General features: G+C 70.4%; 23 protein-coding genes and 1 tRNA gene. 13 read left to right on the top strand and 11 right to left on the bottom strand.

Annotation, left to right across the window (positions count from 1 at the left end):
• Positions 1–18: 18 nt before the first annotated feature.
• The 12 genes from OG521_16300 to OG521_16245 all read left to right on the top strand — a co-directional run bounded on the left by OG521_16300 (position 19) and on the right by OG521_16245 (position 11,835).
• Complete coding sequence (locus tag OG521_16300; protein WUW26695.1) at positions 19–1,620, top strand: NADH-quinone oxidoreductase subunit C; 1,602 nt, start codon at positions 19–21, stop codon at positions 1,618–1,620.
• Positions 1,617–2,585, top strand: a complete 969-nt coding sequence (locus OG521_16295; GenBank protein WUW22274.1) for an NADH-quinone oxidoreductase subunit H — start codon at positions 1,617–1,619, stop codon at positions 2,583–2,585. Before OG521_16300 ends, OG521_16295 begins: the two co-directional genes overlap by 4 nt.
• The gene (locus OG521_16290) at positions 2,585–3,157 is read left to right on the top strand and encodes an NADH-quinone oxidoreductase subunit I (GenBank protein WUW22273.1); all 573 of its coding nucleotides are present in this window, start codon (positions 2,585–2,587) and stop codon (positions 3,155–3,157) included. The genes OG521_16295 and OG521_16290 overlap by 1 nt, the downstream gene beginning before the upstream one ends.
• Complete coding sequence (locus OG521_16285; protein ID WUW22272.1) at positions 3,157–3,873, top strand: NADH-quinone oxidoreductase subunit J; 717 nt, start codon at positions 3,157–3,159, stop codon at positions 3,871–3,873. Before OG521_16290 ends, OG521_16285 begins: the two co-directional genes overlap by 1 nt.
• The gene (gene nuoK, locus OG521_16280; GenBank protein ID WUW22271.1) at positions 3,873–4,283 is read left to right on the top strand and encodes an NADH-quinone oxidoreductase subunit NuoK; all 411 of its coding nucleotides are present in this window, start codon (positions 3,873–3,875) and stop codon (positions 4,281–4,283) included. The genes OG521_16285 and nuoK overlap by 1 nt, the downstream gene beginning before the upstream one ends.
• Positions 4,280–6,280: an NADH-quinone oxidoreductase subunit L gene (locus OG521_16275; GenBank protein ID WUW22270.1), complete on the top strand. Its 2,001-nt coding sequence runs from the start codon at positions 4,280–4,282 to the stop codon at positions 6,278–6,280. The genes nuoK and OG521_16275 overlap by 4 nt, the downstream gene beginning before the upstream one ends.
• Positions 6,281–6,283: 3 nt before the next feature.
• Positions 6,284–7,858 carry an NADH-quinone oxidoreductase subunit M gene (locus tag OG521_16270; GenBank protein ID WUW22269.1) on the top strand — a complete coding sequence of 525 codons (1,575 nt, stop codon included), beginning with the start codon at positions 6,284–6,286 and terminating at the stop codon, positions 7,856–7,858.
• A complete protein-coding gene (locus tag OG521_16265) occupies positions 7,855–9,387 on the top strand; it encodes an NADH-quinone oxidoreductase subunit N (protein ID WUW22268.1) in 1,533 nt (510 codons plus the stop codon). The genes OG521_16270 and OG521_16265 overlap by 4 nt, the downstream gene beginning before the upstream one ends.
• Positions 9,388–9,497: 110 nt before the next feature.
• Positions 9,498–9,962, top strand: a complete 465-nt coding sequence (gene mscL, locus OG521_16260; protein WUW22267.1) for a large conductance mechanosensitive channel protein MscL — start codon at positions 9,498–9,500, stop codon at positions 9,960–9,962.
• 194 nt (positions 9,963–10,156) lie between these two features.
• Positions 10,157–11,020 (top strand): zinc metalloprotease HtpX, encoded by an 864-nt coding sequence (htpX, locus tag OG521_16255; GenBank protein WUW22266.1) that lies wholly within the window; start codon positions 10,157–10,159, stop codon positions 11,018–11,020.
• Positions 11,017–11,409, top strand: a complete 393-nt coding sequence (locus OG521_16250; protein ID WUW22265.1) for a YccF domain-containing protein — start codon at positions 11,017–11,019, stop codon at positions 11,407–11,409. The genes htpX and OG521_16250 overlap by 4 nt, the downstream gene beginning before the upstream one ends.
• Positions 11,410–11,556: 147 nt before the next feature.
• A complete protein-coding gene (locus OG521_16245; protein ID WUW22264.1) occupies positions 11,557–11,835 on the top strand; it encodes a GlsB/YeaQ/YmgE family stress response membrane protein in 279 nt (92 codons plus the stop codon).
• A 38-nt stretch (positions 11,836–11,873) separates the two neighbouring features.
• On the opposite strand, the gene OG521_16240 is transcribed toward OG521_16245, so the two are convergent.
• From OG521_16240 to OG521_16230, 3 genes are all read right to left on the bottom strand, one after another.
• Complete coding sequence (locus OG521_16240; GenBank protein WUW22263.1) at positions 11,874–12,542, bottom strand: alpha-ketoglutarate-dependent dioxygenase AlkB; 669 nt, start codon at positions 12,540–12,542, stop codon at positions 11,874–11,876.
• Positions 12,542–13,060, bottom strand: a complete 519-nt coding sequence (locus OG521_16235) for a methylated-DNA--[protein]-cysteine S-methyltransferase (protein WUW22262.1) — start codon at positions 13,058–13,060, stop codon at positions 12,542–12,544. The genes OG521_16240 and OG521_16235 overlap by 1 nt, the downstream gene beginning before the upstream one ends.
• Positions 13,061–13,211: 151 nt before the next feature.
• Entirely contained in the window at positions 13,212–13,700 is a 489-nt protein-coding gene (locus OG521_16230) for a YajQ family cyclic di-GMP-binding protein (protein ID WUW22261.1), read from the bottom strand.
• Between the two features lie 216 nt (positions 13,701–13,916).
• Between OG521_16230 and OG521_16225 the strand changes: the two genes are divergently transcribed.
• Positions 13,917–13,998 (top strand) — tRNA-Tyr (locus tag OG521_16225).
• Positions 13,999–14,160: 162 nt separating this feature from the next.
• Here the strand turns inward: OG521_16225 and OG521_16220 are convergent.
• From OG521_16220 to OG521_16185, 8 genes are all read right to left on the bottom strand, one after another.
• Complete coding sequence (locus tag OG521_16220; protein WUW22260.1) at positions 14,161–15,525, bottom strand: tyrosine-type recombinase/integrase; 1,365 nt, start codon at positions 15,523–15,525, stop codon at positions 14,161–14,163.
• A gap of 61 nt (positions 15,526–15,586) precedes the next feature.
• Complete coding sequence (locus OG521_16215) at positions 15,587–15,778, bottom strand: helix-turn-helix domain-containing protein (GenBank protein ID WUW22259.1); 192 nt, start codon at positions 15,776–15,778, stop codon at positions 15,587–15,589.
• A 168-nt stretch (positions 15,779–15,946) separates the two neighbouring features.
• Positions 15,947–17,209, bottom strand: a complete 1,263-nt coding sequence (locus OG521_16210; protein WUW22258.1) for a DUF3631 domain-containing protein — start codon at positions 17,207–17,209, stop codon at positions 15,947–15,949.
• Positions 17,206–17,547: a hypothetical protein gene (locus OG521_16205; GenBank protein WUW22257.1), complete on the bottom strand. Its 342-nt coding sequence runs from the start codon at positions 17,545–17,547 to the stop codon at positions 17,206–17,208. The genes OG521_16210 and OG521_16205 overlap by 4 nt, the downstream gene beginning before the upstream one ends.
• Complete coding sequence (locus OG521_16200) at positions 17,544–18,446, bottom strand: bifunctional DNA primase/polymerase (protein ID WUW22256.1); 903 nt, start codon at positions 18,444–18,446, stop codon at positions 17,544–17,546. Before OG521_16200 ends, OG521_16205 begins: the two co-directional genes overlap by 4 nt.
• A complete protein-coding gene (locus OG521_16195; GenBank protein ID WUW22255.1) occupies positions 18,443–19,291 on the bottom strand; it encodes a hypothetical protein in 849 nt (282 codons plus the stop codon). Before OG521_16195 ends, OG521_16200 begins: the two co-directional genes overlap by 4 nt.
• An 85-nt stretch (positions 19,292–19,376) precedes the next feature.
• Complete coding sequence (locus OG521_16190) at positions 19,377–19,685, bottom strand: hypothetical protein (protein WUW22254.1); 309 nt, start codon at positions 19,683–19,685, stop codon at positions 19,377–19,379.
• 222 nt (positions 19,686–19,907) lie between these two features.
• Entirely contained in the window at positions 19,908–21,971 is a 2,064-nt protein-coding gene (locus tag OG521_16185) for a hypothetical protein (GenBank protein WUW22253.1), read from the bottom strand.

Raw genomic sequence — 21,971 nt, 5'->3', positions numbered from 1 at the left:
GCCGGGGGATACGACCGGCTGCCGGACGCCGTCACCGAGATCTTCGGCGAGGACGCGACGGCGGAGCAGGCGTACGAACTGCTGACCGTCGACGTGCCGCCCGCGTCCTGGATCGCCGCGCTCGAAACGGCGCGCGACCGGCTCGGCTGCACGTACTTCGACTGGCTGAGCGCGGTGGACGAACCGGGCACCGGCTTCCGTGTCTGCGCCCATGTCGCCGCACTGCCGGCCGCGGGCGGACGGGTCCGCCGCCTGCTGCTCCGTACGACCGTCCCGCACGAGGCGGCCGTGCTGCCCACCGCGATCGACGTGTACGCGGGCGCCGCCTGGCACGAGCGCGAGACCCACGAGATGTTCGGCATCGGCTTCGACGGCCACCCGCACCTGGTTCCGCTGCTGCTGCCCGAGGGCTTCGAGGGCCACCCGCTGCGCAAGGACTTCGTCCTCGCGGCGCGCGTGGCGAAGGCCTGGCCCGGCGCCAAGGAGCCGGGCGAGTCGGAGCACGGCGGCCCGAAGCGCCGCACGATGCTGCCGCCCGGCGTGCCCGACCCGAACGAATGGGGCCCGCTGAAGGGCCAGCTCCCACCTGCCCCGGCGCGCGCGGCCCGCCCGGCCCGCCGCACCCGCAGCGCGAGCGACGGCTCGGCGGGCCAGCAGCCCACGACGACACCGACCGAGCAGACGACACCCGCTGCCGCTCCCGCTCCAGCGCGTCGGAGCCGCTCCGTGTCCCAGGGCTCGGCGAGCCAGCAGCCCGCGGCGCCTGCGGTGCCGCCGGTGCCGCCGGTCCCGCCGGTGCAGCCGGGCGAGGCACCGAGGGACGCTGCGGAGGCGGCCCCACCGGAGCCGAGTCCCACGTCGGAACCGAGCCCCAAGGCAGAGCCGAGCCCCACGCCGGAGCCGAGCCCCGCGGCAGGGTCGAGTCCCACGGCAGAGCCCAGCACCCCTTCGAAGCCTCGTACGTCGTCGGATTCCCGGACGCCGTCGAAGCCCCGGACCTCGTCGGAGTCCCGTACCCCGGAGGCGCCGTGGCACGATGCCCGGCCTGCATTCGACGAGCCGGCGGGTGGGACACGAGAGGCCGGCGGGGCGGTTGCGCCGGGCGAATCCGGTGAGCCGGGTGCTTCTGGCGACTCCGACACCTCTGGTGTCCCCGGTGCTCCTTCCCGCGGTGACTCCGGTTCCTCTGAGACCCAGGGTGCTTCCGATGCCTCTGAGGCTCTCGGTGCTTCGGGCGACTCCGACGACTCTGGCGGCTCCAGTGACCCGGGTGACTCCGGCGACTCCGGTGACCCGGGTGACTCCGAACCCCACGGTGCTCCCGGTGCATCCGGTTCCCCCGAGTCCCACGGTGCTCCCGATTCCTCGGATTCCCCCGATGCCTCTGGTTCCTCCCAGCCCCTCCGGCGTTTGAGGAGCGGGGGTCCGGGGGCGGAGCCCCCGGTTCGGGAAGGGGCGGGTAGGGGACAAGCCCCGCGCAGCGACACCCCCGACGCCACCCCCGAGCAGCCCAACACCGAGCAACCCTCCACCGAGCAGCCCCCCACACCCCCCAAACCCCCCACACCCCCCGAGACCACCCCGCCCCCCAAGCCCCCGACCGGAGGCGATCGCGAGTGAACGACGTACTGGACGTCGCCCTCCGCCTCATCATCGTTTTCGCCGTGTTCATGGTCGTCCCCCTCATCGTGGGCCAGGCCGAACACAAGGTGATGGCGCACATGCAGGGCCGCCTCGGCCCCATGTACGCCGGCGGCTTCCACGGCTGGGCCCAGCTCGTCGCGGACGGCGTGAAGTTCGCGCAGAAGGAAGACATCGTCCCGGCCGAGGCCGACCGCCGGGTCTTCCAGATCGCGCCCGCCGTCGCGCTGCTCCCGTACCTCCTCGTGCTCGTCGCCATCCCGATCGGCCCAGGCGAGGGCGCGGTCGGCCAGGTCGTCGACGCGGGCATCTTCTTCGTGCTCGCGGTGATGGGCGTCGGCGTGCTCGGCTCGCTCATGGCGGGCTGGGCGTCGGCGAACAAGTTCTCGCTGCTCGGCGGCCTCCGCACCGCCGCGCAACTGCTCGCGTACGAGCTGCCGATGCTCCTCGCCGCCGCCTCGGTGGCGATGGCGGCCGGCACCGTGTCCCTCCCCGGCATCCTCGACGCGTTCGAGTGGTGGTGGCTGCCCTGGCAGATCGTCGGCGCCCTGGTCTTCTTCGTGGCCGGACTCGCCGAACTCCAGCGCCCGCCCTTCGACATGCCGGTCGCGGACTCGGAGATCATCTTCGGCGCGTACACCGAGTACACCGGCCTGCGCTTCGCCCTCTTCCTGCTCGCCGAGTACGCGGGCATCGTCGTGCTCTGCGGACTGACGACCGTCCTCTTCCTCGGCGGCTGGCACGGCCCGCTGGGCGCCGACGGCCTCGGCTGGGTCTGGACGCTCCTGAAGACCGGCATCCTCGCCTTCGTCGTCATCTGGCTGCGCGTGAGCTACCCGCGACTGCGCGAGGACCAGCTCCAGAAGCTCGCCTGGACCACGCTCATCCCCCTCGCCCTCGCGCAGATCGCGCTCACCGGCATCGTGAAGGTGGCGATCAGCTAATGCCCCCGATCCCCGGCTCAGGCCTGGCCAAGGGCCTCGCCGTCACCCTGCGGACGATGACGAAGAAGACCGTCACCGCGCAGTACCCGGACACGCAGCCCGAACTCCCGCCCCGCTCCCGCGGCGTCATCGCGCTGTTCGAGGAGAACTGCACGGTCTGCATGCTCTGCGCCCGCGAATGCCCCGACTGGTGCATCTACATCGACTCCCACAAGGAGACGATGCCCGCCGCGGCCCCGGGCGGCCGCGAGCGCAGCCGCAACGTGCTGGACCGCTTCGCGATCGACTTCTCCCTCTGCATGTACTGCGGCATCTGCATCGAGGTGTGCCCGTTCGACGCGCTCTTCTGGTCGCCGGAGTTCGAGTACGCGGAGACGGACATCCTGGAACTCACCCATGAGCGCGACAAGCTGCGCGACTGGATGTGGACGGTCCCGGAGCCGCCGGCCCTCGACCCCGGTGCCGAGGAGCCCAAGGAGATCGCCGCCGCCCGCAAGACGGCGGACAAGCTCCGCGCCCAGCGCGAACAGGAAGCGGCGGAGCAGGCAGCCGACCAGGGGGGACCGGAGTGATGACCGCCACCGGAGCCGCCTCCGTCCTCGCCGCCGCCGGGAGCCACCCCGGCTTCCTCTCCCCGACCGGTGTGGAGATCGCCTTCGTCCTCGTCGGCGTCGCCACCCTCGGCGCGGCCCTCGTGACCGTCACGACCCGGCAGCTGGTGCACGCCGCCCTCTGGCTGATCGTGGCGCTCGGCGGCCTCGCCGTCGAGTACCTCCTGCTGACCGCGGAGTTCATCGCCTGGGTGCAGGTGCTGATCTACGTCGGTTCCGTCGTCGTCCTCCTCCTGTTCGGGCTGATGCTGACCCGGGCCCCCATCGGCCGCTCCCCGGACGCCGATTCGGAGAACCGCTGGGCCGCCCTCGGGGTGGCCGTCGCCGCGGCCGGCACCCTCGTCTGGGTCGTCGTGGACGCCTTCCGCACCACGTGGATCACGCTGGACGGGCCGGCCCAGGGCTCCACCGAGGCCACCGGCTCCTTCCTCTTCCGGCACTGGGTGCTGCCGTTCGAAGCCCTCTCCGTCCTGCTGCTCGCCGCTCTCGTCGGCGCGATCGTCCTGTCCCGCAAGGACCGCGAAACGAAACCCGCCGCAACCCCCGGCCGAAGCAGCACCACACCCCGAAGCACCACGACCCGCGGCGCCGCACCCCAAGGCACCACGACCCGCGGCGCCGCAACCGACGGCACCGCAACCGACGGCACCCCGAGCCGAGAGGACAGGAGCAGCTGATGCACCTCGCCTATCCCGCCGTGCTCGCCGCCCTCCTCTTCTGCACCGGGCTGTACGGAGCACTCGCACGCCGCAACGCGATCCTCGTCCTGATGTCCGTCGAGCTCATGCTCAACGCGGTCAACCTCAACCTGGTCGCCTTCGACGTCTGGCTCCGCGACACCCTGCACTCCGGCCAGGCCCTCACCCTGTTCACCATCGCCATCGCGGCGGCGGAGATCGGCATCGGCCTGGCGATCGTCCTCGCCGTCTACCGCAACCGCGGCAGCTCCGACGTCGACCACCTCCGCGACACCGCCGAGACCGACGACGCCGAGGAACTCCCGGACGATCCGGACGACGCCGACGCCCCCGAAGACCAGGCCACTGCTCCGGCAGGGAAGGCAAAGAAGGCAGAGGCCACCGCGTGACCACCACGACCCTTGCCGTCCTCGTCCCCCTCCTCCCGTTCCTGGGCGCCGTGGCCGGTCTCCTCCTCGGCCGGTCCGCGCCGGGCTTCGTGCGGCCGCTCGCCGTGCTGCCGTCCCTCGCCTCCCTCGTGATCGCCGTCGTCGTCGCCGCACGCCAGGGCGGCGGCCGGGCCATCGACGCCGCGACCCAGCTCACGCCCACCGGCTCGGTCCCGATCGACCTCGCGCTGCACCTCGACGGCTTCGCCGTCCTCGTCGCCGTGCTGGTCGGCCTCGTCGCGAGCTGCGTGCAGATCTACTCGACCGCGTACCTGCGCGACGACCTCCGCTACCCCTCGTACGCGGCCCTCGTCTCCCTCTTCACCTCCGCGATGCTGCTCGTCGTCTACTCCGGCGACCTGATGGTGCTCCTGGTCGGCTGGGAGATCATGGGCATCTGCTCGTACTTCCTGGTCGGCCACTACTGGGAGACGCCGGAGGCCCGCGCCGCCTCCCTCAAGGCGTTCCTTGTCACCAAGCTCGGCGACGTGCCCTTCCTCATCGGCCTGTTCGCCCTCGCCGCCGACACCGGCACCTTCCGCATCACCGGCATCCTGGGCTCGGTCGCCCACGGCGGCCTCGATCACCCCACCCTGATCGCGCTGCTCCTCCTCGCCGGTGTCGCGGGCAAGTCCGCGCAGTTCCCCCTGCACACCTGGCTGCCCGACGCGATGGCCGGTCCCACCCCCGTCTCCGCACTGATCCACGCGGCGACGATGGTCGCCGCCGGTATCTACTTCGTGGCCCGGCTCCTCCCCGTCTTCGCCGAATCGGGCGCCGCCCTCGTCGTCCTCGCGGTGATGGCCGCCGTCACGATGATCGGCTCCGGACTCGCCGCCCTCGCGCAGGACGACATCAAGCGCGTCCTCGCCTACTCGACGATCGGCCAGCTCGGCTACATGTCGGGTGCCCTGGCCGTCGGCGACCGCGGGGCCGCCGTCTTCCACCTCATCTCGCACGGTGCGTTCAAAGCCGTCCTCTTCCTCGCCGCGGGCGTCGTCATCCACGCCGCCGGCACCAACTCACTGGCCGCCATGTCCCGCATGGGCGGCCTGGCCAAGCGCATCCCCGACGCCTACTGGACGATGACGGTCGCCCTCCTCGCACTGGCCGCCATCCCGCCGTTCGCCGGCTTCTTCTCCAAGGAAGCCGTTCTCGTCGCCGCCGAGCACACCGCCCTCGGTGACCGGCACGTCGCCCCGGCCGCCGCCGGCTGGACCGTCCTCGTCGCCGGCCTCCTGGCCGCCGTGCTCACCGCCGCGTACGCCACCCGCCTCTGGCTCCTGGCCTTCCGCGGCCGCGGCGCCGAAGCACCCGACCACGGCAGGCAGCCCGTCGCCATGACCTCGGTCCTGTGGGTACTGGCCGTCCCCACCATGGCCTTCGGACTGACCGTCGGCGTGATCACCGACTGGTTCGACGGCCACAGCCTCACCCCGTCGCTCACCACCGCCGTGCTGTCCACCGGCGTCGGTCTCGTCGGCGGCCTCGTCACCTACGGGGCCTGGCGCCACACCACGGCACTCGCCCCCCGCACCCCCATGGGTTCGGTCGTCGCCCACCCCGACGAGGAACCCGCCCTCATCGAGGTCGAGGCCATGGAGAGCCACACCGCCGCCTACGGAACCGCCGGTGACGCCCCCGACCCGGCCGACCCCGGCCGGCTGCTGCTCGGCCCGCTCCACCGCCACGCGGCCACCGGATTCCACCTGGACGCCCTGTACGCGGCCCTGTTCGTCCGCCCCGTCCAGGCCGCGGCGAGCCTCGTCCGCTTCCTGGACCGCGAGGTCGTCGACACCTACGTACGCGGCTCCGCCACCGCCACACGCTGGCTCGGCACCGCCGTCCGCCGGGCGCAGACCGGCAACGTGCAGACCTACCTCAGCGCACTGCTCGCCGGTTCGCTGGTCCTGGCGGTCGCCGCCGTCGTCTTCGCCAACGTCAACGCCGGGTCGTGAGCCGTGATCGATATCAGCGCATCCGTGATGCAGTTCCTTCTGGCGTTCGTCGTCGTGGGCCCGCTCGTCGGCGCCGTCGCCGCCCTGCTCCCGGCCCCGCCCGGGCTGAAGGGCAGGAGCCCGGACCAGGCCGTGCTCCGCCACGGCGTGACCGTCAGCGGCGTGATCCTCATCGCCGCGATCGTGCTGGCCCTGGGCTTCGACCACGACCACCCGTCGAAGATGCAGGCCACCACCGACATCAGCTGGATCCCGGCGCTCGACGTCCGCATCCACCTCGGCATCGACGGCATCTCGCTCCCCCTTCTCGTACTGACCGCGCTGCTGACCTTCCTCTGCGCGCTCTACAGCTACTTCAAAATGCCCGAAGGCCCTTCCCCGAAGGCCTTCGTCGCCCTCATCCTGCTGCTGGAGTCCGGCACCCTCGCGACCTTCGCCGTCCTCGATCTGCTGCTGTTCTTCCTGGCGTTCGAGATGGTGCTCATCCCGATGTACTTCCTCATCGCCCGCTGGGGCGGTGCGCAGAAGCAGGCAGCCGCCTGGAAGTTCATCCTCTACACACTGCTCGGCTCGGTCGTCATGCTGCTGGGCCTGCTCCTCATCGGACTGAAGAGCGGCACCTTCGACATGGTGGCACTCGCCACTGACAACGGCCGTGGCCTCACCTCGTCCGTGCAGGTCGTCGCCGTTCTCGCGATCGGCATCGGGCTCGCGGTCAAGACCCCGATGTGGCCGCTGCACAGCTGGCTCCCCGACGCCCACACCGCCGCCCCGACGGTCGGCTCCGTCCTCCTCGCGGGCGTCCTGCTGAAGATGGGCACGTACGGATTCGTCCGGATCCTGCTCCCCGTCGCACCCGACGGCATGCACACCTTCGCGCCCTACCTCGCGGCGTTCGCGGTCGCCGGCATCATCTACGGATCGCTCGCCTGCCTGGCGCTGGCCCGGCCCGGCGCCAAGGGCGACCTCAAGCGGCTGATCGCGTACTCCTCCGTCGGCCACATGGGCTTCGTCCTCCTCGGCATCGCGAGCATGACCCCCACCGGCGTCAACGGCGCGCTCTTCGCCAACATCGCCCACGGACTCATCACCGGCCTGCTGTTCTTCCTGGTCGGCGCGGTCAAGGACCGGTACGGCACCGCCGACCTCGACACCCTCGCCGGAGCCACCGGCGCCGCCCTCTACGGCCGGGCCCCCCGCCTCGGCGGCCTCCTCGCGTTCGCCGCGGTCGCCTCCCTCGGACTGCCGGGCCTGGCCGGCTTCTGGGGCGAGATGCTCGCCCTGTTCGGCGCCTTCGACCCCGCCGACGGACTCAGCCGCCCCGCCTTCCTCACCTTCATGTCCGTCGCCGCGTTCGGCACGCTGCTCACCGCCGCGTACCTCCTCGTCGTGGTCCGCCGCGTCTGCATGGGCGCCAGGCGCGAGGAACCGCATCCGATCGCCGACGTCCAGAACTACGAATTCGCCGCCTGGACCCCCCTCGCGGCCCTCACCGTCCTCGCCGGACTGTGGCCGGCCGTCCTCCTCGGCCTCACCGACCCGGCCGTGCAGAAGCTCCTCGCAGGAGGCAAGTCGTGATCGTGGCAGCCGAAAGCGCCCCCGGCGCAGCAAGCCTCGTCCAGTCCGTCGACTGGCTCGCGATCGCGCCCCCGGTCACCGTCGCGGCCGTCGCCCTCGTCGTGCTGGTCGCCGATCTCTTCGTCCCCGCGGCCCGCAAGCCGCTCCTCGGCTACGGGGCCGTCGCCGGCCTCGTAGCCGCCCTCGCCCTCCTGATCCCCCTGCACGACGGCGACCGCTCCACCTTCTGCCTCACCACCGGCAGCCGCGCCTGCAGCTACACCGCCGACCACTTCACCCTGGTCATCCAGGCACTCGTGCTCGGCGGCGCCCTGCTCACCGCGCTGCTCTCCATCGGCGACACCCGCAAGCTCCCGGCCGGCGAGTTCTGGTTCCTGCTGCTGTCCTCCGCCGCCGGTGCCGCCCTGCTGCCCGCGTCCCGAGACCTCGCCACCCTCGTCGTCGCCCTCGAAGTCGCCTCGCTGCCCGCGTTCGCCCTCGTCGGCATCAAGCGCGGCGACCGGCGCTCCTCCGAGGCCGCGCTGAAGTTCTTCCTGTCCTCCGTCGTCGCGACCGCCGTCATGCTCCTGGGCGTCAGCTTCGTGTACGCGGCGACCGGCACCCTCCACCTCACGGAGATCGCCGCCCGCCTCGACGACGTACCCGGACAGCTCTCCACCCTCGCCGAGGCGGGCGTCGCCCTCACCCTCGTCGGCTTCGCCTTCAAGACGGCCGCCGCACCCTTCCACTTCTGGGTCCCCGACACCTACGTCGGCGCCCCCCTGCCGATCGCCGCCTATCTCTCGGTCGTCGGCAAGGCGGTCGGCTTCTCCGGCCTCATCCTCGTCACCGTCGTCGCCTTCCCCTCGTACGCGGACGTCTGGGGCCCCGCCCTCGCCGTCCTCGCCGCACTCACCATGACCGTCGGCAACGTCGCCGCACTGCGCCAGAGCGCCACCCGCGCCCGCAGCGCCGTACGCCTGCTCGCCTGGTCCTCCGTCGCCCAGGCCGGCTACCTCCTGGTGCCGATCGCCGCCGCCGCGTACGCCGGCGACCGCCAGATCGGGTCCACCGTCGCGTACGCCCTGATGTACGCCGTCGTGAACCTCGGCGCCTTCGCGGTGGCCGCCCTCGTCGCCCGTACCCACCCGGGCAACCGCATCGCCGACTACCGCGGCCTGTACGCCCGGCGCCCGCTCGCCGCCCTCGCGATGGGCTTCTTCCTGCTCTGCCTGGCCGGACTCCCGCCGGGCATCATCGGACTCTTCGCGAAGGTCACGGTCTTCTCCTCGGCCGTCGACGCCGGACTCGGCTGGCTCGCCGTCGTCATGGCCGTGAACGTCGTGATCGCGCTCTACTACTACCTCCAGTGGACCGCGGCCCTGTTCCGCAGCCCCGCAGAGAACGGTACGGAGCAGCCGCAGGCCGGCACCCGGCGCCGCACCCCGGCCCCGCTCACCGCCGCGATCGTCCTCACCGCCGTCGCCGGCATCGCCCTGTCGGGCGCCCCCCAGACCGTCCTCAGATTCGCCGGCGTCAACCTCTTCTGACCCCCGCGTCACCCGCAAGATCGGTTTGCCCCCGGCGGGCCGCACAGGGCAGGGTCGTGCCCGCGCACCGCGCGTATCACCTTCACATCACCACAGAGGAGCCAAGGGCAGTGCTGAATGGGTTCAAGGACTTCATCCTCCGCGGAAACGTCATCTCCATGGCGATCGGCCTCGCCGTCGGAGCCGCGTTCACCGCGGTCGTCACCGGGTTCAGCAACGCGTTCATCGTGCCGCTGATCGGGATCATCACCCGCGGGACGGGCGACTTCAGCAAGGCGCACTTCAAGTTCGACGGGGTGACCTTCCCCTACGGCCTCTTCATCAGCGCCGCGATCGCCTTCCTCATCACCGCCGCGGTCCTCTACTTCTGTGTCGTCATGCCCATGGCCAAGGTCCAGGACCGCTTCACGGCCAAGAAGGACCAGGAGGAGGTCGACATCAAGGCCGCCCTGCGCGACTGCCCCCGCTGCTACACCCCGATCCCGGCCGTCGCCTCCCGCTGCGCCCACTGCACCAGCGACGTCGAGCCCGACCCCGAGGCGCTGGCACTCGCCAAACTCCCCGTCCAGCGCTGACCCCGCGGCACCCCTCCACCCGTACGGCCTACGGCCCGCTCCGCCGTGAACACCCGGAGCGGCCCGGCCCCGCGGCAGTAAGCACAAGGGAACTAGCTCTCCTCGCCTGGCGTTGACCAGTACGGGAGGCTCCACTGGAGAGTGGAGCACCACCGAGCAAGGGTTCCCCTGCTGCACCACTTGGAGGGCGTACCGTGCACCGCCGGCACAACGGGCTGAGAACCGCCGTCCTCCTGGGCGGCCTGTCCGCACTCATCATCGTCATCGGCAGCTTCTTCGGACGTACGGGCCTGATCGTCGCGCTCCTCGTAGCCCTCGGCACCAACGCCTACGCGTACTGGAACAGCGACAAGCTCGCCCTGCGGGCCATGCGCGCCCGGCCGGTGAGCGAGTTCGAGGCGCCCCAGCTCTACCGCATGGTCCGAGAGCTCTCCACCACGGCCCGCCAGCCCATGCCGCGCCTCTACATCTCCCCGACCCAGGCGCCCAACGCCTTCGCGACCGGCCGCAACCCGCGCAACGCCGCGGTCTGCTGCACCGAGGGCATCCTCCAGCTCCTGGACGAACGGGAACTGCGCGGCGTCCTCGGCCACGAGCTCAGCCATGTCTACAACCGCGACATCCTGATCTCGTCCGTCGCCGGAGCGCTCGCCTCCGTCGTCATGTTCCTGGTCAACTTCGCCTGGCTGATCCCGATCGGACGCTCCAACGACGACGAGGGCCCCGGCATCCTCGGCATGCTGCTCATCATGATCCTGGGACCGCTCGCCGCATCCGTGATCCAATTGGCCGTGAGCCGGTCCCGTGAGTACGAGGCGGACGCCTCGGGCGCACAGCTGACCGGCGACCCGCTGGCCCTGGCCGCCGCGCTGCGGAAGCTGGACGCCGGCACCAAACAGCTTCCACTGCCCCCCGAGCCCCGGATCGAGACCGCGAGCCACATGATGATCGCGAATCCGTTCCGCCCCGGACACGGCATGTCCAAGATGTTCTCGACCCACCCGCCGATGGCGGAGCGCATCGCCCGACTCGAGCAGATGGCAGGTCACCGACCGTGAAGACAATTCTGAACGTCATTTGGCTGGTCCTGTGCGGCTTCTGGATGTTCCTCGGCTACCTGCTCGCGGGACTCCTGCTGTGCATCACGATCATCGGCATCCCGTTCGGCCTGGCGGCCTTCCGCATCGGCCTCTACGCCCTGTGGCCCTTCGGCCACCGAGTCGTCGATCGCCGGGACGCGGGCGCGCCCTCCTGCGTGGGCAACGTCCTCTGGCTGGTCCTCGCCGGCTGGTGGCTGGCGCTCGGTCACATCACCACGGGCATCGTCCTGTGCATCACGATCATCGGCATCCCCCTGGGCATCGCCAACTTCAAGCTGATCCCGGTCTCGCTGATGCCCTTCGGTAAGGAGATCGTCAGCACGGACGACGAGTTCGCCGGCTGGTAGCGCACCCGTCCCGGGCATCCCACCCGCACCCGGCGGCCCACTCGTACGACAGGCGGGGCACAGGCAGTTCACAGCCTGTGCCCGCAACCGCCCGACCGGCGCGAACGTCTTGGATTCCAAGACCGAGTGACGGGTAGGTTCGCACGCATGACGACCATAGTTGGCTGGATCATTCTCGGACTTGTCGCCGGTGTCATCGCCAAGATCCTGCTGCCGGGCCGCGACCCCGGCGGCCTCGTGGGGACCACCCTCATCGGGGTCGTCGGCGCCTTCCTCGGTGGCTGGATAGCGACGCGCTTCCTGGACCGCACGATCGACAACGAGGACTTCTTCGACCCGGCGACCTGGGTGTCGGCCATCGGCGGCTCACTGGTCCTGCTGATCGGCTACCGGCTGCTGTTCGGGAACTCCCGCGAACGCCGCTGAGACGTCCGGTACCCCTGGGCCCTGGTTCGGTTCAGGCACTAGCCCCCGGGGCCGCCCAGTCCCGTCTCACGCAGTGTCATATTGAGCCGGCCGCCGCTCATCCCCGTCCCGGGATCCGCCGTTCCGGGACGGATCCGCGGCACTCCGTGGAACGCGTACCGCGACGGCCCGCCGAACACGAAGAGATCCCCGGAGGCCAGCTCCACGTCCGTGTAGGGCTGTCCCCGGTTCTCCGTGTTGCCGAAACGGAAGACGCAGGTGTCGCCGATGCTGAGCGAAACCACCGGGGCACCGGACCGTTCCTCCTTGTCCTGGTGCATGCCCATCCGTGCGGCGTCGTCGTAGAAGTTGATCAGCGCCGCGTCCGGGGCGTACGTCTCCGCCGGACGCCCCGGCCCGTAGGCCTCGGCCACCGCCGCCCGCCCCAGCTCCGCGAGCCACGGGGGGAACGGCGCGACCGGCGCACCGTTCACGTCGTCCGCCGTGCGCGTGTAGCGGTACGGCTGCCAGTGCCACCCCAGGCACACGGTCCGCACCGACATCACCCCGCCGCCCGGCAGCGCCGTGCGCCGCAGCGGAACGGGCCCGCGCGCCCATTCGCGGCACGCCTCCACCAACTCCCGCTGCTGCCCCTCCGACAGCCACTCGGGTACGTGTACGGCACCCGGCGCGACCACGGCCCGCGGCCTCGGGAAGAGACCGCTCATCAGCCCGCCGCCAGGGCGCCCTCGAGCCCGAGAAGCCGCTCCTTGTGCTCCAGACCGCCGGCGTAACCCCGCAGCGCCCCGTCGGCGCCGATCACCCGGTGGCACGGCCGCACGACGAGCAGCGGATTGCGCCCGATCGCGGTGCCCACGGCCCGTACGCCCGCGCCGGCCGAACCGACCCGCTCGGCGATCTGCCCGTACGACACCGTCTCCCCGTACGGGACGGCGTCGAGCGCGGCCCAGACGCGGCGCTGGAAGTCCGTGCCCCGGCCGTCGGCGTACACGAGGTCGAAGCGGGTCCGCCGCCCCCCGAAGTACTCCCGCAACTGCGTGGCGACCCCCTCGAAGGCCGCGGGGGCGTGCTCCCACCCGTCCTCGACGACCGCGGCGCCCTTCTGGCCGGGCAGGGAGAGCGAGACCAGCGCGACCCCCGCGGCGGAACCCGCAGGTCCCGCGGCCTCCTCGCCGACCAGCAGCAGCTCACCCAGTGGGCTGTCGACCGTCGCGTACATGGTCATGGCTCGTCCCTCTCCTCGTCCGGAAGCCGGCCGGAGCGCCGGCCGTCACGGACCAGTCTGCGTCGCCCGTACCGCCGCGACCGGCGGTATTCGGACATGCAGTCCGGGCGCGGAGCGACACGTTCCGCCCCCGCGCCCGGACCGCCGCGTCCTACCGGTAGTTCGCGAACTGGACGTCGAAGTCGAAGTCCTGCCCCTTCACCAGCGCCTGTACGGCCTGCAGGTCGTCCCGGCTCTTCGAGCTGACCCGCAGCTCGTCACCCTGGACCTGGGCCTTGACGCCCTTGGGGCCCTCGTCGCGAATGATCTTCGCGACCTTCTTGGCGTTCTCCTGGGAGATGCCCTCCTCGATCGTGGCGAAGAGCTTGTACTCCTTGCCGGACAGCTGGGGCTCGCCCGCGTCCAGCGACTTCAGCGAGATGCCGCGCTTGATCAGCTTGGACTGGAAGATGTCGAGGATCGCCTTGACCCTCTCCTCGCCGTTCGCCTCCATCAGGATCTTCTCGCCGGACCAGGAGATCGAGGCACCGGTGCCCTTGAAGTCGTAACGCTGGGAGATCTCCTTCGCGGCCTGGTTGAGGGCGTTGTCGACCTCCTGCCGCTCGACCTTCGAGACGATGTCGAAACTGGAGTCGGCCATGACGTGTGGCTCCTTGTATCGGGGTGCTGGAATGGAAGTGCTCACAGGGGCGGCGGCAGAGCCCGCAGGCACCACGCCGCCCACCAAAGCCTAGCCACCCGCGCCCGCCCCGGCCGCTGGTCAATCCAGTGGCGTAGCACCCCCGGGCATCAGGTATCGTTTACGTCGTTGCCACAGAGCGCCGCCGCAAGGCGGGGTCTCACGGCAGCATCCCTTGGCGGTGTGCCCGAGTGGCCAAAGGGAGCAGACTGTAAATCTGCCGGCTCAGCCTACCCAGGTTCGAACCCTGGCGCCGCCACTGGAAAAGAAGGGCCCGTGAACAGCGGAAACGCTGATCGCGGGCCCTTTCCGCGTGCCAGGTCTTGGCTAGCCGCAAATGGGCGCTATATGCCGGTGTGTCTCACCCTGTTTCGCGTGCTGACCAGCTTGCGTGGGGCGGGCGTGGGGCAGCGTGGGGTGCCTACCTCCCTCCCCTCAGCGTTGCTTCGATCCGAGCGTTAGCCGTCGCTGCGGCCCCCTCCAGGCATTTGGCGTAGACGCGGAAGAGAACGGCCACACTGTGGCCGGCACGTTGCGCAACCACCTGTGGCTCCACCCCTGAACTGAGCCAGGTTGAGACAGCCGCGTGACGCAAGTCATACGGACGCTTCGCAAGCTGGGAAGCGCGCTGGAGCGGCGTGAGGGCACGCGAGCGGGCTTCCGCCCACACCTCTCCGTATCCCGTGTCCTGGATGAGACCGCCACGCTGGGTGCGGAAGAGGCGGCCATCGTCGGCTGTTCCGTAGGCGGTGACATGCCACCGGAGCAGGGCGACCAGGTCAGGCGGGATCGGGACCGTGCGGACGGCTTTCCGCGGGCGGTGCTTGAGCCCACGCTGATCGTGCGCCTCTCCACTGTCGGTCCACGCCGATCCGGACCGGGGGCGAGTCTCCCGCAACAGCAGCACGCCCCATCCGCGACGGGGCAGGTCGCAGTCCTGGATGCGCAACCCGATCACTTCGGCGGGGCGCGCTGCCGCGTAGTACATGCACCCGAAGAAGCCGACCAGCCGGCGGCCTCTGGCGCTCTGCATCCGTACGGCATCCAGCAGGGAGAGAGCCTGCCGCGGGTCAGGCACGGTGGCAGGGTCCAACTCGTCTTCTACCTGCTCTGGAGCCTTCCACTGAACCTGGGGGAGAGGGTTCTGCGACAGGTGGCCAGCGTCAACCGCGTAGCCCAGAGCGTTGTGGAAGATGGCTCGCTTCCGGCGAATGGTGGACGCTGCGGCGGTGGTGCCATCCAGCTTCTTGGTCAGTGCGTCCAGAGCTGCCCGTACGTGCATCCGGTCAGCCAGGGCCGACGCGGGCAGTGACTTCCGCTCGAACCAGGCCAGCACCTTGGCGACGTCCGCAGGCGGCTCCTCGGCGCGCCGGGTCATGTTGAACGCCCAGCTGTACAGCGCGACGCGCACGCTCCCAGGATCGGCCATTCCCTTGGTGTCCGTGACTAGAGCGGGGGCGATAGTTGCCATGGCCTCGGCGAGAGTCCGCCGGGTGGAGCCGGGGGAGTGCGTCCACTTCATCTTGATGTAGTCGCGAGCGTGCTGATACCAGCTCACCTCGTTGCGCTCCCGCAGCTCCTTGACCGGCACACCGGTGACCTCATCGAAGGGCTCACCGCTATGCACCGCTCGCAGCAATTCCGCGCGGCGCCCATCGGCCAGGGTTTTGGTCCGGAACGTCTGTGAGTGTGGAGTCTGGCCGGTCTTCCAGCGAAGTTCCGCCGAGGACTGGCCGCGGTCTTTGCGCTGCCGGACGGACCAGATCCGTACGTCGTACGTGGGCATGGTGCTCCAAAGAGAGAGGGGCCCGCCAGAACGGCGGGCCCCATGTTGTGTGTCGGACAGGTCAGGCGACAGCGCGCTGTCCGCAGCGCTCCCACCACGCGTCCAAGTCGGCACGACTCACCCGAAGATGGCCGTTCGGCAGCTTCTGCAGGCGGGGTGCCTGCCCACGGGCGCGCATCCGGTAGAAGGCGGCGCGGCTCATGTCGATCTCTTTGAGGACTTCGGAGAGTTTGAGCATCTTGGGGCGGGCCACGGTGTGACTCCTCTTCGAGGTGGTCTCTCGTCTTCGCTCTGGGGGATCCGCAACATCCGCCACGCCGCAACATTGCTGGTCAGCGGCCTGAATCTGTGGCGGATGCCGTTTCTGTTGCGGATAGGTGCCGCCGCACGCGGGCGCGGCGGCACCTATCGGTCGGTGGTGTCAGACCACGCTGCGGAGGGTGCGTGTGTCGGATTCCGTAAACATGTGGCGGGTCCCGGGAAGGGCTTCCGCCACAGATTCACCCTCGCTGACCTGCGGTGTTGCGGATGTTGCGGATGTTGCGGATTCCTGGGGGTTGGGGCGGCAGTAGCGGTTCCACGCGTCGGTGAGATCTTCGGCGTAGTAGCCCTTGGGGGTGGTGCTGCCGACCCGGATGCCCTTGGGCTTGATCGGGGTGTTGTCGGGCCGCACGTACTGGCTCAGAAGCTTGGACAGCCTTCGGGCGGTCAGCGGCTTGATGGCCTGTCCGTCCTCGCTCAGGTCGTCCCACGGTGCGTCGTCGAGGGAGAGGAGGACTTCGAGGATGGCTGCGGTGGGCATCTTGTCGACGCCGCAGAACACCTTGTCCCGCAGGTCGGTCAACAGCCGCACGCCGAGGGAAGCTTCGTCGTTGCTGGCCGCGGACTTGATGAGCTCGATGCACGCCAGGCGGGCCCGGGCCGGCCAGTGCCCGCCAGCAGCGTCCGCGACCGCGAGCAATGGTTCCCACACGTCCGCCGGTCGGTCCGTGACGCCCTCGGGCATCTCGGGCCATGCATCGGCTACCTGGTCGTGCAGCGTGGCGGTCCACTCCGCGAGCCGATCCCGGAGGACGTGGCCCTGCTTCTCGTGGACGCGGCGCCGGTAGGGCTCGCACTTCTCGTTGGGGGCCTTCTTCCGCATGCGGATGATGACCGACCTGGTCAGGATCGTGTCGGGCAGAGACCCGAGACCGGCCATGGCGACCGCGCAGAACGAGGGGAAGAAGGCTGCCTTCTGTTCGGATCCGTCCCCGACGCAGCGCAGGGACTTGGCGCCGCGCCGGTAGCCGGAGTTGAGGAAGCCGCGGACTTCCTCGTTCCCGCCCGCCTTGGGGCCGAACACGGTGTCGATCTCGTCGAAGAGGAGGGTGGGTGTTCCCTCGTCCGCGGAGACGAGCCGGAACAGAGCGTTCGCGGAGGCATTGACGGTGGTCGCCGCGCGGGGGGTGAGGGTTTCGATGATCTCCAGGGCCCGTGACTTCCCGGAGCCCGGTTCGGGGCTGAGGAAGGCGATGCGGGCGGTGCCGTCGAGTGCGTCCATCAGGTGCGCGTGTGCATCCCACAGGGCTACAGCGACGTAGGCGTGTTCGGTGGGGAAGACGTTGAAGCGGCGGTGGAAGGCCTCCACTTCGTCGAGGAGGGCGGCCCCGTCGACGGGCGGGGTGGTCTGTGTGGCGTTCATGCGGCAGCGCCTTCCTGGTCGGCACGGAGCGGGCAGCGGGCTTTGTGGTCGGCGTGGTCGGCGATCAGGGCCAGGGCCTTGCGGTGGCCGGCGGCGAAGAGGTTGCGGCCGCACTCACAGACGCTGGTTGCGCTCGGGGTCGCGCCGCGGGGCGCGCTGATCGTGAGCCAGGCGATGGGGTAGCGGCCGTCTCCTGTCTGCTGGTCAGGGCGAACAGCAACGGGGACGCCTTCGGCGACGACCTTTGGCGCCCCATCGCTCATCTGGTCAGGGCTGGTTCGGCGATGCCGGGGCGGGGTGGGGAGGCTTTTCAGGTGGGGATTGGCGCGGGTGGTCATGCTGCCTCCGGTCGGGGCCGGCAGCTGCGGATGGACCAGTCCAGGGCGCTGGTGATGGTGGCGCGGCACTCGGCCGGAGGCAGCCCCGCGGTCTCGCCCTCTGCCTGAAAAGCCGCTTCGACGACGTGGCGGGGAAGGTCTCCCCACGCCACGAACCGGCCCACGGCCCGTACGGACGCGAGGAGGGTGGTGTTGCGCCTGCCCTCTCCCGCGGCCCGGACGGTGTCGCGCTCGCGTTGGAGGGCGGTTTCCGCGTACCGGTGGGACCGCAGCGGCACCGGGGCAGGCCCGGGGACTACGGCCGCGGCTTTGGGGTGCGGGGGCACGAGACCCTGCAGGAGCCACGCGGGCAGGGGGTTAATGAGGGCGGGCCCCTCGATCCTGTAGCGGCGGCCGCCGACCGCACTGCCGCTGGCGACGACGTACCCGCCCCATGCCCGGGTGTCGACCAGGGGTGCCAGGGTTCCGGCGGTGTTATGGAGGCGGGCGGCTGCGGGGGCGGTGAAGTACAGGTGCGTACCGCCGCTCGCGGTCCGGATCGTGCGGGTGCGGGGCACCGGGTGCCCGGCGCGCTCGCAGAGCGCCGAAAGGTTGTCCGCGCCGTCAGGCGTGCCCGCTTCGCTGTTGGGCTTGGGCATGTCGAGGTCGACGACGACCAGCCCGGACGGGCCAGTCGCGATCCCTACGTTCCACGCTCCGGTGGACCAGGCGGCGCGGATGCGGTCGGGATCGGTGGTGGCGCGCTGCTCCCACTTCAGGTGGCCGGTGGTGCAGGGGCCGGTGCGGGGGCATGCGGTCTCGCCGTGGAGGGCGGGGCGCTTGTCGCCGGGACGGAGCGGGAAGACGTGCCAGCCGCGTTCGGCCGCGTTCAGGGCGGCGTTCAGGAGGTGGGTGCTCATGCAGCTTCCCTCCCGTCGAAGGTGGGTTGGTGCCAGGTGGGGAGGGCGCCGAGGACGCGGGTGCGCCAGCGCATTGCGTAGTCGAAGCAGTTCGCGCAGTTCTTGTGTGTGTGGCCAGGCAGGGGCGGGCGCCTACGGGCGTGATAGCTCCATGCGGCGGAGTCCGCGGAGGCCAGGAGGTGTCCTACCTTGGCGAGGCCGAGGGTCTTGAAGCCGAAGCCGTGCAGGCGTAAGCCATGGGAGGCCATGGCCGTCACGATGGCCGCGCCCTCGTTGGTCGACTGCAACCGGCACACCGACCCGAGTCCCACGGTGGGCTCAGCGCGCAGGTTGACGCCGGCGCGTTCGTAGAGCTCCCGGCAGTGTTCGTACTCGGGGATTGTGCGGCCCTGGAGTGTGGGGATGACCCGCAGATCGGGGGCAAGGGAGCGTAGTTCGAGGAAGTTCTCCACCGTGCGGCGCTGGTGTTCGGCGACGCTGAGGTGGGTGCCGACGAAGTGCAGGGGTCCGGCCTGGCCGCCGTGGATGATGAGGTCTTCGCACATCCAGTCCTGTCCGGCGGCCCATTCGTAGGGGCCGACGTACTCCCAGATACGTCGCAGATCCTGCGCGTATTGGCGAGGGGTGCGGGTCCAGCGGCCGTGACGCTGGAGTTCCGAGAACCCGCCGGAGTCCACCGCGTACGGGCCAAGGGCTTCCGGGAGAGTCCGGGCCACCGCGAAGTGCTCGGACTTCAGGAACAGCGGCTTATCGGTGAGCTTCACCCAGTGACGTTTGTGGGTGGTGAGGTAGAACCTCATGCCACCCGGGGGCGGGAGCTCCCGGATGGGGACAGGTTGAGTCATGCTGGAGGCCTCCAGAAGGTCTGTAGTGGGCTGATGGATGAGGGCGGCCCCGGTCATTGGCGTGAGAGGGGCCGCCCTCGCGTAGCTAGTGCTTGCGGGCGAGCTTGAGGGTGAGGCCTCCGCCGATCCCGATCGGTCCGGCGGCGCCCGCGATGACGGTGATGGTGTGGGCGGCGGCATCGAGCAGGGCGCACAGCACGGCGACCAGTCCCCAGCCGCCGAGCACGATGGCGCCGGCCACGGCGAACGGGACCAGGCAGCGCCGCCACTCGATGCCGTGGCGGTTGGTGTCGTGGATGACGATGACGACGGGCTGGCCGGTGGTCTGGGCGCGGTTCCAGTCGTCGGCGGGGATGTGCCGGATGGTGGTGCCCGGCGGTTCGCGGTCGTTCATGACGTGCTCCTTCCGGGTACGGACGGACCCCGCCGAAGGGTGCTCCGACGGGGCCCGTTGGTGACGGTGTGTGTTTGGCGCGGTGAGGGCTAGCGGGTAGTGGGTAGTGGGGCACCCAGTAGAAAGTGCCTGACTAACGGCCCTGTGCGGGCTTTTGAGGCGCCTACTGGGTAGTGGGGTGGATCCCAGTACCCACTACCCGGTAGCGCTGTGTGTGGGCTGTCAGGCGTCGTCGGGGTGGACGTAGACGGAGCGCGGCCCGTTCTCGCGGTAGATCAACTCACCGCGTTCGGCCGCTGCCTTGAGAACGGAGCGGACCGTCTTGCGGTCCTTGCCCACGGTGTCCGCGACGGCGGACGGCTTCATGCCGGCCGGGCCCGCGGCCTTGATCGCGGCGACCGCATCGGCCACCCACGCGGGTCCGTTCTCGTCGTCGCTGTCACGGAGCGCGGACAGATTCAGCCCCGCCGGGGCCGGCGGTTCCGGCATGCTCGCCGGTTCCGGCGCGGTCGCGAACTGAGCATCGATCTGCTCCATGAACGCCCGGACCGCCGCGTCCTCCTCCGTCACCGGTCCGGCCGGTTCGCTGCGGAGCGCGGACAGGTTCAGCCCGCCCGCCGCGGACTGGCCGGCCTCCTCGGCCGGGGCGTTGGCGGTGTCCCGCATCCACGCGGTGCGCCCGGCATCCCAGCGTGAGCTGTAGGCGGTGCCCGCGGCCTTGGTGGAGACGTCGTCCAGGGTGGGGTGCATGTCGGTGGTGGCGTGGACGATGTCGCGGATCTGGTTGGGCAGAATCCGCCAGTTCTTGAACAGCGCCGCCGCAGACTCCGGGGTGCCCATGAACCCGGCGCCCTTGAACGGGGCCTGGTCCACCCGCAGTCCGCGGCTGCCGGGGAACACCTTGCTCAGGTCCATGCCCTCCACCTCACCGCCAGTAAGGACGACCCGTGCCTTGGCCTCCCGGCGGATCATCAGGTTCCCGAGGACGGCCCCGGTCGCACCCAACGCCGTGAGCACGGTGCGGATGCCCATGGCGCGCAGCATGCGGATCACTTCGAGGATCTTCTTCGCGAGAGTCTTCATGGACCGGTCGGTGCTGGTCAGGATCTCCGCACCCTCATCGATGACCAGCATGATCTGCGGGATCTTCGCGCTGATGGGGAGTTGGTCGGTGTTCTGCTGGGCCATCAGGTCCTGATAGGCGACCTTCCGGCGCAGCCCGATCGCCAGGGCCGCATCGAGCATCAGGACGGCTTCCTCGTAGGTGGAGGCGAGCCAGTCAATGCCGGGCCGCACCCCTTCCACGGGGGCCCCGTTGGCGTCCAGTGCGGGGCGGACCCAGGACAGTCCGGCCGATCCGGCATTCAGGTCGATCACCCACGTCAGGACGTCGGTGGTGCGGGCGAACCCGGCGAGGATGACGTGGACCATGTTGGTCTTGCCGGACCCGGTGGGGCCGACGACCAGAGCGCACTGCTCGCGCAGGAACACGCAGATCTCTTCGGCGTTGGTGCGATACCCCCACGGGATCCCGGTGTAGATCGACAGCGGGCTGTAGTCGGTCGGGTAGGTGCGTTCCTCGGAGAGCACGTTGACCGTGGTCACGTCGATGAGCACCCGGCCCTGGTGGATGCCCTGCGAGGCCACCGCCGTGCATCCGTGGGGCAGCCTCGCATCGGCAGACAGGGCGGCGGAGTGCTGCGCGATCCGGTCGTAGGTGGTTCCGCCGGCGGGGAGTTCGGCGTCGATCGTGAAGCCGGTGCCGGTGGGCCAGATCTCCACCGCGACGATCCGCAGGGTGAGGTTGCAGACCCGCTGGACCCGGTCCACCCACTCCGCGGCGATCGCCCGACGCTCCGCGGAGAGCTCCCGGGAGACCTGGCGCTCATCGGCGGCGATGGCCTCCAGCTCGCGGGCTTCCTCGTGCAGGAGGGTGGAGCGGGCGGTGGCGCCGATCCCGACACCGATCGTGGCCAGGGAACCGAGTGCGGCCCAGGTCAGAGGCCCGGTGGTCATGGCCCACGTCGTCCATCCGGCACCGACCAGCCACGATGCGGAGCGCATCGCGATGGTGCGGGCGGACAGTCGGTCGCGCAGGGAGCTGATGGTGTGGCCGATCGCGCCGGCCGCGCCGACGGTCAGGGCCCAACCCGGGGGCATCCCGGTAGCTGCTCCGGTGGTGGCTACTGCAAGGGCTCCGGTAGTGGCGGAAAGGGCGCCGGTCACGGGTCCGTGACCGGCAGCCCAGTCCCACACCGGCCCCGTAGAGGCGGTGTTGGTGGTCAT

Source organism: Streptomyces sp. NBC_01463 (assembly GCA_036227345.1).
In the GTDB taxonomy this organism is placed as follows: domain Bacteria; phylum Actinomycetota; class Actinomycetes; order Streptomycetales; family Streptomycetaceae; genus Streptomyces.
Note: the sequence above shows the minus strand (reverse complement) of the source record. Positions and strands in the feature narration are given on the sequence as shown.